The sequence below is a fragment of the Streptomyces sp. NBC_01775 genome (assembly GCF_035917675.1).
Classification (GTDB): Bacteria; Actinomycetota; Actinomycetes; order Streptomycetales; family Streptomycetaceae; genus Streptomyces.
Genome location: NZ_CP109105.1, coordinates 203,612 through 217,046, shown reverse-complemented (window position 1 = coordinate 217,046; position 13,435 = coordinate 203,612). Strand labels below are relative to the sequence as shown.

Sequence of the window (13,435 nt, the reverse complement as noted above, 5' to 3'; positions counted from 1 at the left end):
ATCGTTGCGAGCCGCTGATCTTCCGGCGGTCCGTGGCTCGGTGAGCGGCGGTGGCGGGAGGGCAAGGCGCTGCTGCTAGGGCGGCGTGTGCCGGGGGTCTGGTTCCGGATAGCCCGGCGACGGGTACGAGCGGATCATCGCTACCTACGCTGTCAAGACGATCCCCTGGAACTGGGTGGCCCAGGCCAGACCCGGCACACCCTGGGGCCGCCTGGGACACGTCGCGCTCACCGTCTCCGACGACGCGCACCAGGCCGTCGGGCACGTCCGCGGCCTCGCCAAGTTCATGCCTGCCCGCGACGCCGCACCCCACCACGTCGGCTACGGAGGACGACCGCCACCCCGCGTCGTGGCCCTCGTCGTCGACCAGGGCGAGGTTGCGATCCCCAGTCGCCCCGGAGGACGCGGAGGACGACCGCCACAACATCCTGTGGCCCATCTACGCCGGGCCGGTGTGGTTGCGATCCTCGGTCGCCCCGGAGGGTGGCGGTCGCCCTCCAGGGCGACCGAGAATCGTCTACGCGATCAACCGATCCGGATTCCGCCAGTTGCTCGATGAAGCAGCGGTCGGCGACACCATCCGCATCGCGGACGCCGCGCGGCTGTTCCGCTCGACCAAGGATGTCATCCAGATCCGGGAAGCCCTACAGCGGCGCGGCCTGCACCTGCACATCGCCACCGGCGCATGGTCCGGCTTCGATCTCGCGGCCGACGACCCGCAGGCCAAACTGTTCGTCACGATGCTCGCCGGGGTCCTAGATGTTGTTGGACATGAGGTTGTTGACGCCTGCGTAGTGGTTATGTCCAGCTCTTGATGATGTTGTGTCCTTGCGGGATGGCGAGGTCGAGGAGCCCGGGAAAGCGATTGTCGAGGTCGGTACGCCGGAGTCGGTTCAGGCGCCTGGTGCCTTCGTCTCGCTGGTAGATCACTCCCGCTTCGCGGAGGGTCTTGAAGTGGCCGCTTTGGGTTGACTTGCTGACGGGCAGCGCGAATGTCGTACAGGCCAGTTCGCCTTCGGGTTCGACCTGGGCGAGCCGCGCAACGATGGCCAATCGGACCGGGTCGCTGAGTGCTGCCAGGACGACCGTGAACTCCACCTCGCCGGGGGCTGGGTGCACGAGCTTGGTTGCAGTCCTACTGGCCATGACTCCCACTCTACCGAACATGTTCAGCGTGCACGAACATCTGCTATGTTCGGCAACCATGAACATGAGGCATGGTGGCAGGGCGGCCGACGACGGCGCTCAGAGTGTGGTTCAGCCTGCGGGCTCAGCAGCATCGGGTGCCCGCGCACGGATGGCCGCCGGGGCGAGCCGGTGGAGGTTCTGGGCGACGGCGTACGCGCTGCTGATCCTGCTTACCGGGACCAACCTGCCCACACCGCTGTATCGCAGCTACGAAACGGCGTTCGGGTTCTCCCCGTTCGTCGTCACGCTGATCTTCGCCGTCTACGTCGCGACCCTCGTCCCATCCCTGCTCGTGGCCGGCCCACTCTCCGATGCGATCGGGCGACGCCGGGTCCTGCTGCCAGCTCTGATGTTGGCGGCCGTGGGATCACTCGCGTTCGCGCTGGCCACCAACACCGGGTGGCTTTTCGCCGCCCGTATCTTGCAGGGCCTCTCGGTTGGGGCGGCATCCGGAGCTCTGACAGCTGCGCTCAGCGAACTCGAACCCACCGGCAGCCGCCGCAAGGCCGCGCTGGTCACCACGGTGGCGTCAGTCGGCGGCCTGGGCCTGGGACCGGTGCTGGGAGGGCTGATCGCCGAGTACGCAACTGCTCCCGATGTGACGCCGTTCGCCGTTGAGATCGTGCTCCTCATTCCCGCGGCCGTCGCGGTCACGCGGATGCCCTCGACCCGCCAGGCGACACAGTGGCGTCCTCGACGACCTCAGATTCCGGCCGCCATGCGAACAGTGTTCATGACCAGCGGAAGCGCCAACTTCCTCGCCTTCGGGGTCATCGGGCTCTTCCTCACCCTCATTCCGACCTACGTGGCGACGCTGACGGGCAGTACGAACCTGCTTCTTGGCGGAGGTACCTCAGCGCTCATGCTGGCCAGCTCTGTCGCTGTCCAACTCATCACCTACGGACGGCGTCCGCGCCATCTTCAGCTCGCTGGACTGCCAATCCTGGCAGCGGGACTGGGGCTGCTCGTGATGGTCGGGAACACACCCTCGCTCGAACTGCTGCTGGCCGCCGCCGTCCTCGCCGGGGCCGGCCACGGGCTGGTGTTCCTCGGCGGCCTCACCACCGTGAACAACAATGCCCCTTCCACCCGGCACGCCGAGGTGCTCTCCAGCTTCTACGTCATCGTCTACACCGGCGTAGGACTACCCGTGCTCGGTGTCGGCGTCCTGGCCACCATCTTCGACCTCGCCACGGCCATGACCTGGTTCGCCGGAGTCGTCGCCCTCTTGTGCCTGCTCGTGCTCGCCGCACTCTCCCGCACCAACCGCGACACCGCCGCAGTGCTCAGCAAGTAGCCCGGATCACCCCACACCTTGGAGGGCCCATGGACACCACTGAACTCGAGGCCGCCTACCGAAACCTCCTCAGGCTCGCCGAGTCAATTCCGGACACAGCAGGCTACGCAGCATCAGCGCGCGAGGACATCGACTGGACGTTGAGCCATATCGCGCTCAGCGACCCACTCCTCACCGAAGCGGCCCGCGACATCCACCGCGGACGCCATGCCATCGTCGACATTCAGGACGCAATGGACCAGGGCGTGATCGCCGAGCTCATCGCTTCCACCACTCATCGGCAACGCGTTGCGATGGTCCGCGACCATGCCCACGCGCTCCGCGAGGCACTCGGCGTCGTCCCCGACCAGGCGGCTGACAGTCCCGTGCTCCTGCGTCTCTTCGACCGTGCCGGCGCCCCCCTTCCCGAACAGCACATGCCCTGGCAGGACCTGATCGCACTCCGCGCCACCACCCACATCCCAGGCCACACAGCCCGAATCAAGACATACGCATCAGCGGAAGACGGGACGCGCGATGCATAAGAACGCGCCACTGACGCCAGAGGGCCGACGTCGGCTTATCGCTCGTTGCCAGACCCAGCCGATCGCCCATGTCGCGGCAGAGATGGGGATCTCCCGCGCGACCGCGTCAAAGTGGATAAACCGGTACCGGCGCTACGGTGAACTCGGGCTGGTCGACCGAACCTCCACGCCCCAGCACCAACCCGCGGCGACGGACCCGACGGTTGTCACCCGGATCGAAGAGATGCGTCGTACCCATAAATGGTCGGCCTCGCGGATCGCCTTTGAGCTCGAAGCAGACGGAATCCAGATCGGCCGGCGCACTGTAACTCGTCACCTCGCGGCACTCGGCCTCAATCATCGTCGCTTCATCGACCCCAACGGTGAAACCAACCGCGAACCGCGCAAGATCATCGCGCGTTGCGTCCCGGGCACATGGTCCACATCGACGTGAAGAAGGTCGGGCGCATCCCCGACGGCGGAGGGTGGCGTGCACACGGCCGCGGATCTGACGGAGCCAAGTTCGCCGAACGCTCGAAGCGAAAGACCCAGCGCGGAGGCTACGTCTACCTGCACTCCGCGATCGACGGCTACTCCCGCCTTGCCTACACCGAAGCACTCTCAGACGAGAAGGCCGTCACGGCGATCGCGTTCGTGCACCGAGCCCGTGCCTGGTTCGCCGCGCACGGCATTGCCCACATCGAGCGGATCATCACGGACAACGGGGCGTGCTACCGCGCTGGGGCCTTCGCCCGCGCACTGCTTGGGTCTCGGCATCAGCGCATCACCCCATACACGCCTCGCCACAACGGCAAAGTAGAGCGCTACAACCGGATCATCTCCGAGGATTTCCTCTACGCCCGCACTTGGACCTCAGAGGACCAGCGCCCCGAGGCCCTCGGAGCCTGGAACATCCACTACAACTATCACCGGCCCCACAGCGCCACCGATGGAAAACCTCCAGCATCGCGACTCCAGGCAGCCGTAAGTAACGTCCTGGCCTCCTACAGGAGTGAAGAGCACACGTGGTCGTTTTCAAGAATCGCCATCACGAGTCGCTGCACGCTATCGACATGCCCGGCCTGCTCGCCGAGCACCTCAAGGCCACCAAGGTCTCCGATATCCGGGAGTCACTGCGCAGCGGCCGGACGATCCGCCGCGGGCAGGGCTACTCGGTGCGCGTTACCGCTCCGCTCGTGCTCCACCAAGCCGCGCTGAAGCAGTGTGTTGCCCTCGCCGCTGACGGCGGCACCCGGGCCGGGCGCAAGGCGTACCGCACGTATGCTGGCCGAATCGCTGCGGAGCATGAAGATGCGGCGCGCGTGGGCGCAAGTACAACGTCTCTTGGCGGGCGATCCGCAATGGCCGTGGACTCGGCTTGGCTGCCGCCGGGGGTAGCTGGGCAGGGCCGATGATGCTCCCGGGTGCCTGAGTATCGGGGCAGGGTGCCGCGGGTGAGGGCCGGGGTCAGCCTCGGATGATCTGGGCGGTGGTGACGGCGCCGTGCTCAAGGCCCCAGTCGGAAAGAATCTTGCCGTATTCGCCGCTGTTGATGAGCGCGTTGAGGGCCTTCCGGGTGGCGTCGCGCAGCGCGGTGTTGGACTTGTTCACAGCGATGCCGATGGGGGCGCCGTCGGTCAGGTCGCCGTCCGGCAGGTGGAAGTCGCCATCGGTGTTCTTTGCCCTGTAGACGGCGTAATCAAGGTCGGTGACCACCGCGTCTATGGAGCGCTTACGGAGCCAATCCACGTCGTCGAGTTTAAGGCCGTCCTCGGACGTCTGCTTGATCGGTTTCGGGCCGCACTCCTTGTAGGACGCCGCCCGGATGGCTTTCTCGGCCGCTTCGTCGTTGTAGCGCGTGGCGACACGCATGCCGCAGAGATCGGCCCACGAGTGGATGTCGTGGGCCGTCGCCCACGTGGTGTAGACCGTGTATCCGGAGTCAAAGTAGTGGACCAAGTCGACGCCCTCTCGTGCCTCCGTGTCGTAGCCGTGGTCGTCCACGCTCGTCGGGACGTCCGTCGGCATGACCAGGTCGTAACTCCTTTCCCTCAGGCCGCTGAGCCCCTCGTAGCCTTCTGTGTCGACAATCTCCACCTTCAGGCCGAGTTGCTCGCCGAGCGCTTTGGCCAGATCAACGTCGAGACTGGACACATCGCCGCTTGCGTCTTTGGAATCGAGCGCACCCGTGGAGTATGTGGCGACCCTGAGTGTTCCGGGCTTCACGAGCTGGAGTTTGTTCTCCTGCTGGCCCGGGCTGCTGGCCCCGCCCGATGCCTTGTTGCCGTCGCCGGAGGAATTCCCCAGGGTGTATGCCGTGACCGCGACCAGCACGGTGGCCACCATCGTCGCTCCGGCGATCAGCCATGAACGCCTACGGCGAGACGGGGCGGCGGGCGGTGGCATAGGGCCCGGTTCCCGAGCCGGGACCCGGGCGGTCTGGGTGGTCTGAAACGCCTCGGGGAGCTTGGCCGTCGTGCCCTTGCCGCTTTCCGCCGCGGCCAGCATGGCGTCGAGCCGCTCGGCAGAGGGCCTCGCCGCCGAGTCTGTTACGAGGAGTTCCGTCAGCACGGGCGCCAGAGCCCCGGCCCGGACGGGCGGCGGCACCGCGCCGTCGAGGACGGCCGCCATTGTGGCCAGTGAGGTCTGCCGGCGCAGCGGGTTGTGGCCCTCGACGCAGACGTACAGCGTCATGCCCAGCGACCACAGATCCGAGGCGGGGTCGTCGTTCGTGCCCCGGATGCGTTCGGGGGCGAGGTAGTCGGGCGTGCCGATGAGTTCTCCGGTCGCGGTCAGCGGCGCGGACCCGACGGCGGAGTCCGTTGAGCCGGTTCGCTGGAGTGCGGCGATTCCGAAGTCGGTGAGTACCGCGTCGCCGTCCGGGCGCAGCATCACGTTGGCGGGCTTCACGTCGCGGTGACGGATGCCGGCAGCGTGCGCGGTCCGTAACGCGGCCAGCACCTGGCGGCCGACCCGGGCGGCTTCTTGAGGCGTCAGGAGCGTTCCCTCGTTCAGCAGCTCCGCCAGGCTGCTGCCTGGCACCAGCTCCATCACGAGCAAGGGGTAGGAACCGTCGCCGTCGTCGATGACGTGATAGATCGTCACTACGTGGGGGTGGCTGAGCCGAGCCAGTGCACGGGCCTCGCTCAGTACGCGTTCGCGCAGCACCCGCGAGGCGTCGGAGCCCTTGGGGACCAGTTCCGGAGCAAGCGGGCGGACCTGCTTGACCGCAACCTCCCGGTGCAGCGCGATGTCCCGCGCCCGCCACACCGTGCCCATCCCACCGCTGCCTAGCCGCTCCACCAGCTCGAAGCGCCCGTCAAGGACCTGCCCGCTCTCCCCATCGATCACGCAGGGAGCGTACGCGCTCGCGCGTGCCCCCAGCACGCCATCAGCCGCCGTAGCACGCCGCGGGCTGCTCCCCATCGCCGCCGACCCTGTCCTCCGCGCCGCAGTCATCACCGTGCTGACCCGGGTTCCACCTCTGCTGATCATGTGACTTAAGGTGAGCGCCGTCACACAGGAGAAGCGATGTGGAGGGGCGGACGGTGGCGTTCCTGACCGATGAACAGCGCCGCAACTACGGCACGTTCAACGCCGTACCGGACGACGGACAGCTGGCCGGCTACTTCCTCCTCGACCGCGTCGCGAGACGGCGGGCGATGGCCTGCCGGGCGCGAGGTCGCAGCTCGGCTACGCCGTCCAGCTCGGCACCGTGCGGTTCTCGGGCACCTTCCTGGACAACCCCGAGGACGCGCCCGCCGAGGCTGTGGAGTACGTCGCCGACCAGCTCGGCCACCCGGCCTCCGTGCTGGCCGGGTACGGCGCCGAGCGCACCCGCTGGGACCACCAGAACGCCATCAAGGACGCCTACGGATACCGGGACCTCAAGGGCGATGCCTGGTGGAAGCTGGCCCGCTGGCTGTGGGACCGCTGCTGGTCAGGCAACGAGCGCCCCATCGCCCTGTTCGACCTCGCCACGCTGCACCTCGTGGAGAACAAGGTGCTGCTGCCCGGCGCCACCGTCCTCGAACGCATGGTCACCACCATCCGCGAGCACACCAACCGCAAGACCTGGCGCACCCTGGCTGCCAAAGCCAACCGCCGAGCAGCGTGCCGCCCTGACGGCTTTGCTGCCGGTCGAGGACAGCCGCCGTACCTCCAAGCTGGACCGGCTGCGCCGCTCCCCGCGTGACATCACCGGCCCCGGTGCGGGCAAGGCCATCGACCGGTTCATCGAGCTCAACAAGCTCGGCGCCTCCAGCTGGCACTTGGCCGCCATCCCCGCGGGCCGCCTGGGCGCCCTGTCCCGCTACGCCTCCTCGGTGCGCGCCCGCGCGGTCGCCGACCTCACCGAACCGCGCAGGGTGGCCACCCTGGTGGCGTTCGCCGCCGCGATGCGCACCCGCGCCGCAGACGAGGCGATCGAGGTCTTCGACATGCTGATCTCCGACCTGGCCCGCACCTCGGCGAACCTGGCCGCCAAGCAGCGCATGCGCACCCTGGGCGACCTGGACGCCGCCGCGCTGATGCTGCGCGAGGCGTGGATCATCCTCAGCCACGCACCGCCGACCCCGAGGGCGACGTCCGCGGTGGCTTCGACCTACTCGACATCACCGCCATGCACCTGGCCGCCCGCACCGTCGGCGAACTGGCCCGGTCCGAGGCCGAGACCATCGCCGCCGAGCTGACCGCCCGCTACCGCACCATCAACCAGCCGCTGCGGCGTCTGGCCAAGCACCTCGGCCTGGAGAGCGTCGAAGAGGCCGGTCCTCTGATGGAGGCGTTGGCGTTCCTGCCGAAGCTGGAGCGGATCCTGGCCAAGAGCCGCCAGAGTGAGCTGTTCCCCTCCGTCCCCATCAAGCACCTCGGCCCCACCTGGCAGACCCGGGTGTTCCCCACCGAGGGCGAGCACGCCGGTGGCGTCGACAAGCACGCCTGGATCGTCGGCACCGCCGAAGCCCTGCGCGGGGCGCTTCGCCGCACGACGTGTTCGTACCCGGCCTGGACAAGTGGGACGACCCCCGCAAAGCCCTGCTCCAGGACGCCGCCTGGGAAAACGCCCGCACCCGGGTCTGCCGCAGCCTCGGCCTATCCGCAAAGCCCGGGGTCGATCTGGACCGCTGGTGCCGCGAACTCGACGACGACTACCAGCGCCTGGCCACCGGGCTCGGCGACAACCCGCACGTCCGCATCGAGCAACGCACCGAGAACGGCAAACTGCGCGACCACCTCGTCCTTACCGGCCTGGACAAGCTCACCGAACCGGCCAGCCTCACAGAGCTGCGCGAAGTGGTCGCCGCCCGCATCCCCACCGTCGACCTCCCGGAGCTCCTCTTCGAAGTCCACGCCTGGACCGGATTCCTGAACCGCTTCCACCACGCCTCCGAAGCCAGCAGCCGCGCCGAACATCTCGTCACCTCGCCGGCGGCGACTCTTGTGGCCGAGGCATGCAATATCGGGATCCAGGCGATGGACTCCGAGGACGAGCCCGGCCACTCCCGCGACCAACTGTTCTGGGTCGAGCAGAACTACCTGCGCGCCGAGACCCTCCGCCTCGCCAACGCGGTCCTGGTCGACTACCAGGCCACCTTGCCGATTGTCGGGCACTGGGGAGGCGGCGACTCGCCTCCGCCGACGGCCTGCGCTTCGCCACCCCGTTGCGGGCCCTCAACTCCGGCCCCAACCCGAAGTACTTCGCCGCCCGCAGCATCACGCTCTACAACTACATGTCCGACCAGTACAGCGGCTTCAACCACATCGTCATCCCCGGCACCCGCCGCGACAGCCTCTACCTGCTCGACGGCATCCTCGACCAGCCCACCTCGCTGAACCCCACCGAGATCGCTACGGACACCGCAGGCGCCTCTGAAATGATCTTCGGCGTGTTCCGGCTCCTCGGCTACCAGTTCTCCCCACGCTTCGCCGACGCCGGGCACACCCTGCTCCACCGCGCCGACCCGGCGGCCGACTACTGCCCGCTGAACCCGCTGACCACCGGTCGCATCCGGCTGCGGACCATCACCGAGAACTGGGACGACCTGCTGCGTCTGGCGGGCTCCTTGCGCGAGGGCACCGTCCGCGCCTCCCAGATCCTGCCCGTCTTCGCAGGCCAAGGCCGCCCCAGCCCGCTGGGCCGCGCGGTCATGCAGATCGGCCGCGTGGACCGCTCCGCCTTCCTCGCCCGTTACTACCACAGCGAACTCTTCCGCCGGAAGATCAACACCCAGCTCAACCGGCAGGAGTCCCGCCACGAACTCGCCCGCCGCATCTTCTACGGACAGAAGGGCGAACTACGGCAGAAGTACAAGGAGGGGCAGGAGGATCAGCTGTCGGCACTCGGACTCGTCCTGAATGCCTGTGTTCTATGGAATTCGGTGTATGTCCAGGAGGCCGTCAACCAACTCCGTGCCGAGGGCAGACACGTCTCCGACGCCAACCTCGCCCACTGGCGACACCGGTAGACCGCCAGTGCACAGCGAACGCGGAGTCTTCCCCCGTCCTCTCGCCCCCGCCCGATCAGCCGTGCGAACAACTCTCCAAGCCAATACAACTACGGCTGACGACGACGCGGGACACCGTCGAGCACTCCAGCGCGCCCCCTCGCGGCGAGCCCTCCAGGTAATGACGACCCGTCGGCGAGAAACGCCTCGCACACGCGCTGCGCATGTTGCGAGCCCTCGGTCGCCCCGGAGGGCGACCGCCACATGGCGGCCTTGAGGTAGAGCATCCCCAGTACCAAGTTGCGATCCTCGACCACCCCGGCGGTCCAGGGCGGGGAGGGATCTGGGTCTGGTCCCTCCCCGCCCTAGCAGGGACCATCCCCGCGGGCACGGGGAGCACTGGAGCCCAAGCTCGACGGCTGGCGCGCGCTCGGGACCATCCCCGCGGGCGCGGGGAGCACTTGCGTACGTCGTCGATCGCGCGCTCGCTGTTGGGACCATCCCCGCGGGCGCGGGGAGCACCTCGGTGGCGATCCGGGGCCAGGACAGTCCCTGGGACCATCCCCGCGGGCGCGGGGAGCACCCGGAGTCGGGAGCGACCTGCGGTTTTGCGACGGGACCATCCCCGCGGGCGCGGGGAGCACACTCCAGACCTTTTCTTGTTGTGCTTTCCGTCGGGACCATCCCCGCGGGCGCGGGGAGCACTCCGGCCCTTCGCCGCGTCGGGAGCGGTAGTCGGGACCATCCCCGCGGGCGCGGGGAGCACCGCGAGCGCGCCGAAAGCGCCATCAGCCGACCGGGACCATCCCCGCGGGCGCGGGGAGCACGACGGCCCGCAAGGGGGCTGGGGCGAGCTGCTGGGACCATCCCCGCGGGCGCGGGGAGCACATGACCTGGAGCTTCTCAGCGTCCCGCGAGGTGGGACCATCCCCGCGGGCGCGGGGAGCACCGGAGCCCGGTGTCATGCGCGGGGGCGGGCCCGGGACCATCCCCGCGGGCGCGGGGAGCACATGACCTGGAGCTTCTCAGCGTCCCGCGAGGTGGGACCATCCCCGCGGGCGCGGGGAGCACCGGAGCCCGGTGTCATGCGCGGGGGCGGGCCCGGGACCATCCCCGCGGGCGCGGGGAGCACACCACCGCGCTGGCGAGAACGGCCCGGTCGTAGGGACCATCCCCGCGGGCGCGGGGAGCACGAGGTCGAGCCCGAGGTCGAGTTCGAGGTCGAGGGACCATCCCCGCGGGCGCGGGGAGCACTCAAACCGGCGTTCAACGCGCTGAAGCGGGGCGGGACCATCCCCGCGGGCGCGGGGAGCACCGGCTGCTCCGGTAGCCGCTGTGAGGCGTCTTGGGACCATCCCCGCGGGCGCGGGGAGCACATCTCGAAGTCCCAGTCCGCCATGGGCAGGACGGGACCATCCCCGCGGGCGCGGGGAGCACTTCTTCTCGGCGACGCCGTCAATGATCGTGGCGGGACCATCCCCGCGGGCGCGGGGAGCACCGCGAGCTGGGCAATCCGCTCTTGGACGCGGCGAGACCATCCCCGCGGGCGCGGGGAGCACCTGACTGAGGTAGAAGCAGAAATCAGGTAACCGGGACCATCCCCGCGGGCGCGGGGAGCACTCCTCCGGTGACGTGCGCTGCGCCAGCAGCCGGGGACCATCCCCGCGGGCGCGGGGAGCACGGACGTTCCCCGTGCTGAGGAGGAAGCGCAGCGGGACCATCCCCGCGGGCGCGGGGAGCACGGAGTCCGCCTCTTCGGCGGGGACTGGGACGAGGGACCATCCCCGCGGGCGCGGGGAGCACCGAGCCCCCAGGTCCAACAACCTGCGCGGCCAGGGACCATCCCCGCGGGCGCGGGGAGCACCCAATACGGAAACTTGAGCGTTCTCACGAATGTGGACCATCCCCGCGGGCGCGGGGAGCACAGAGATCGGCGACGTGGTCCCCGCCAACCTCCGGGACCATCCCCGCGGGCGCGGGGAGCACCGCTGGACTTCAAAGGTGATCTCGGGGGCGTCGGGACCATCCCCGCGGGCGCGGGGAGCACAAAAAGGCGGCGGCGGTGGTGGCCTGTCTCAAGGGACCATCCCCGCGGGCGCGGGGAGCACTGGAGCAGCCGCACCCGCCCCAACACCACGGCGGGACCATCCCCGCGGGCGCGGGGAGCACAAGGCCCGCGTGCGGCATCTGGCCGCACGACGGGGACCATCCCCGCGGGCGCGGGGAGCACACGGTTCCGTTCGCGTTCCCGTCACGGTGACCGGGACCATCCCCGCGGGCGCGGGGAGCACAAGGCCCGCGTGCGGCATCTGGCCGCACGACGGGGACCATCCCCGCGGGCGCGGGGAGCACACGGTTCCGTTCGCGTTCCCGTCACGGTGACCGGGACCATCCCCGCGGGCGCGGGGAGCACCACGTCCACGTCGCCACGGTTGCTTTCCAGCAGGGACCATCCCCGCGGGCGCGGGGAGCACCGCGCGAAGCTGGCGCCCGCGCGGCACGCCGCGGGACCATCCCCGCGGGCGCGGGGAGCACGGGGCGGGGGGGGGGAACGGCCGGGATCGCGAGGTGGGACCATCCCCGCGGGCGCGGGGAGCACTCTCGTTGACCAGCGTGTTCAGCGCGCCGAGAAGCCGTGTTTTACCACTTTCTCCGAACGCGACATTTGGTGCACTTCCTGAATTTATCAGTGCTAACGGTTTCCGAACCGCCGTCGTTTCGAGGCTTTGCTCCAGCCGCGTTCGGGCGGCCTCGCCGGAGTTGGTGCCGCGGAGCCCGGCTGCTTCGGGCGGCGGATGAGGGTGAGGCCCTCGTGGTCGGTCGGTTGCCACTTGTGGTCATGGGTACGGAAGGTGAATCCCTGTTCGTTGTTGGTGGTGTAGGCGAGCAGTGCCCGTCCGGTGCCGGCGTAGTGCTGGACCTCTGTCCACAGGGCTTCTCGGATCCGGGCGGAGGGGCTGCCGAGGAAAACACCGGGGGCGATCTCCAGAAGCCAGCGGGTCAGGAAGCCTCGCAGACCGACCGGGCAGGTGGTGAGGACAATGACGGTCACCAGATGATTCCGTCGGAGTAGTTGCGGCCGGATTCAACCTCGCCGCTATCGGTCTGGAGGGTGACCCGGTCTTCGTATGGGTCAGCGGCTTCCGCTGAATTCGCGGTGGGGTCCATGAGCAGGTGTTTGATGTCGGAGACACAGCGTTCGAGGAGGCCGGCCTCGTGGACGCGGTCTCTCAACGCGCGGCGTGTGCGGGGTCCGACCTCTTCCTCGCTTTCGGCGGCCACTTCGAAGGCGACGGGGATGCCGATCTCGGTCTTGTAGAGGTCGGCGATGTCGAGGACGAATGCGAGTTCGTGGCCGGAGTGGACGAAGCCCAGGCCGGGTGCGCAGCCCAAGGCGGCGACGACGGCCTGGGCGATGCCGTAGGTGCACTGCGCTGCGGCGGTGACGGCCTGATTGGCAGCGTCACCGGATTCGAACGCGCCGGGAGTGTAGTGACGGCCATTCCATGGAATACCGACGCGGGTTGCTTCCCTGCGGTAGAAGTCCTTGACCCGTGTGCCTTCCCGGCCGAGAAGTTCGCGGCGGTTGCATCCGGAAGGGTCTTCGCTGGGGAAGCGCATGGCGTACATGGCGCGTGCCACCTCCAGCCGGGAGCGGCGGCTGGCCCACTTCGTGGCCTGCGCCTCGACAAGCGCCGAGGAGCGGGTGAGGGAGCGGCCTCCCGCGTAGAAACGGACGCCGCTCTCCCCCACCCACACCACGCCGGCGCCGCTTTCCCCCAGCACGCTCATCGCCTGGTGGGTGACGCGTGTACCGGGGCCAAGCAGCAGGGTGCCAATGGTCGCCGAGGGAATGTGGGTGATGCCCTCTGCGTCCTCGGCGGTGATGGCGTTGGCGTCGCGGTGGACGGTGCACCGCTCCAGATAGAGGAAAGACATGCGGTCCGCGGCCCGTGTCAGCTCACGAGGGGTGGAGGCGCGGCGCTTGCCGACGGTGGGCATGG

11 protein-coding genes, 2 pseudogenes and 1 CRISPR repeat array are annotated in these 13,435 nt (G+C 69.0%); of the genes and pseudogenes, 8 read left to right on the top strand and 5 right to left on the bottom strand.

Annotated elements, in window-relative coordinates:
* Nucleotides 1-50 precede the first annotated feature (50 nt).
* Nucleotides 51-815, top strand: a complete 765-nt coding sequence (locus OHB04_RS41320; RefSeq protein WP_326809664.1) for a recombinase family protein — start codon at nucleotides 51-53, stop codon at nucleotides 813-815.
* On the opposite strand, the gene OHB04_RS41315 is transcribed toward OHB04_RS41320, so the two are convergent.
* On the bottom strand, nucleotides 799-1,146 hold the full coding sequence (locus tag OHB04_RS41315) for an ArsR/SmtB family transcription factor (RefSeq protein ID WP_326693204.1): 348 nt from the start codon (nucleotides 1,144-1,146) through the stop codon (nucleotides 799-801). The two genes, OHB04_RS41320 and OHB04_RS41315, sit on opposite strands and share 17 nt — an antisense overlap.
* Before the next feature lie 19 nt (nucleotides 1,147-1,165).
* Between OHB04_RS41315 and OHB04_RS41310 the strand changes: the two genes are divergently transcribed.
* The 4 genes and pseudogenes from OHB04_RS41310 to OHB04_RS41295 all read left to right on the top strand — a co-directional run bounded on the left by OHB04_RS41310 (nucleotide 1,166) and on the right by OHB04_RS41295 (nucleotide 4,403).
* Entirely contained in the window at nucleotides 1,166-2,485 is a 1,320-nt protein-coding gene (locus OHB04_RS41310) for an MFS transporter (RefSeq protein WP_326693205.1), read from the top strand.
* A gap of 29 nt (nucleotides 2,486-2,514) precedes the next feature.
* A complete protein-coding gene (locus tag OHB04_RS41305) occupies nucleotides 2,515-3,009 on the top strand; it encodes a hypothetical protein (protein ID WP_326693206.1) in 495 nt (164 codons plus the stop codon).
* Nucleotides 3,002-3,996 (top strand): annotated as a pseudogene (locus tag OHB04_RS41300) (IS481 family transposase); the annotation flags it as partial. The gene OHB04_RS41305 and the pseudogene OHB04_RS41300, both read left to right, overlap by 8 nt.
* A gap of 17 nt (nucleotides 3,997-4,013) precedes the next feature.
* Nucleotides 4,014-4,403, top strand: a complete 390-nt coding sequence (locus OHB04_RS41295) for a hypothetical protein (protein WP_326693404.1) — start codon at nucleotides 4,014-4,016, stop codon at nucleotides 4,401-4,403.
* Nucleotides 4,404-4,455: 52 nt separating this feature from the next.
* Here the strand turns inward: OHB04_RS41295 and OHB04_RS41290 are convergent, their stop codons facing one another.
* Complete coding sequence (locus tag OHB04_RS41290) at nucleotides 4,456-6,339, bottom strand: serine/threonine-protein kinase (RefSeq protein ID WP_326693207.1); 1,884 nt, start codon at nucleotides 6,337-6,339, stop codon at nucleotides 4,456-4,458.
* 316 nt (nucleotides 6,340-6,655) lie between these two features.
* Between OHB04_RS41290 and OHB04_RS41285 the strand changes: the two genes are divergently transcribed.
* Nucleotides 6,656-7,183: a DUF4158 domain-containing protein gene (locus OHB04_RS41285; RefSeq protein ID WP_326693394.1), complete on the top strand. Its 528-nt coding sequence runs from the start codon at nucleotides 6,656-6,658 to the stop codon at nucleotides 7,181-7,183.
* Nucleotides 7,119-7,679, top strand: a complete 561-nt coding sequence (locus OHB04_RS41280; RefSeq protein ID WP_326693208.1) for a hypothetical protein — start codon at nucleotides 7,119-7,121, stop codon at nucleotides 7,677-7,679. The genes OHB04_RS41285 and OHB04_RS41280 overlap by 65 nt, the downstream gene beginning before the upstream one ends.
* Nucleotides 7,680-8,079: 400 nt before the next feature.
* Here OHB04_RS41280 and OHB04_RS41275 read toward each other — a convergent pair whose 3' ends face one another.
* On the bottom strand, nucleotides 8,080-8,400 hold the full coding sequence (locus tag OHB04_RS41275) for a hypothetical protein (protein ID WP_326693405.1): 321 nt from the start codon (nucleotides 8,398-8,400) through the stop codon (nucleotides 8,080-8,082).
* Between OHB04_RS41275 and OHB04_RS41270 the strand changes: the two are divergent.
* Nucleotides 8,281-9,452, top strand: a pseudogene (locus tag OHB04_RS41270) (transposase). The gene OHB04_RS41275 and the pseudogene OHB04_RS41270 overlap by 120 nt on opposite strands.
* A 350-nt stretch (nucleotides 9,453-9,802) precedes the next feature.
* Nucleotides 9,803-12,030: a CRISPR direct-repeat array (repeat unit 29 nt; unit sequence GGGACCATCCCCGCGGGCGCGGGGAGCAC).
* Nucleotides 12,031-12,123: 93 nt separating this feature from the next.
* Here OHB04_RS41270 and cas2e read toward each other — a convergent pair.
* Nucleotides 12,124-12,483, bottom strand: a complete 360-nt coding sequence (cas2e, locus tag OHB04_RS41265; protein WP_326693209.1) for a type I-E CRISPR-associated endoribonuclease Cas2e — start codon at nucleotides 12,481-12,483, stop codon at nucleotides 12,124-12,126.
* On the bottom strand, nucleotides 12,480-13,433 hold the full coding sequence (gene cas1e / locus OHB04_RS41260) for a type I-E CRISPR-associated endonuclease Cas1e (protein ID WP_326693210.1): 954 nt from the start codon (nucleotides 13,431-13,433) through the stop codon (nucleotides 12,480-12,482). Before cas1e ends, cas2e begins: the two co-directional genes overlap by 4 nt.
* Nucleotides 13,434-13,435 lie beyond the last annotated feature (2 nt).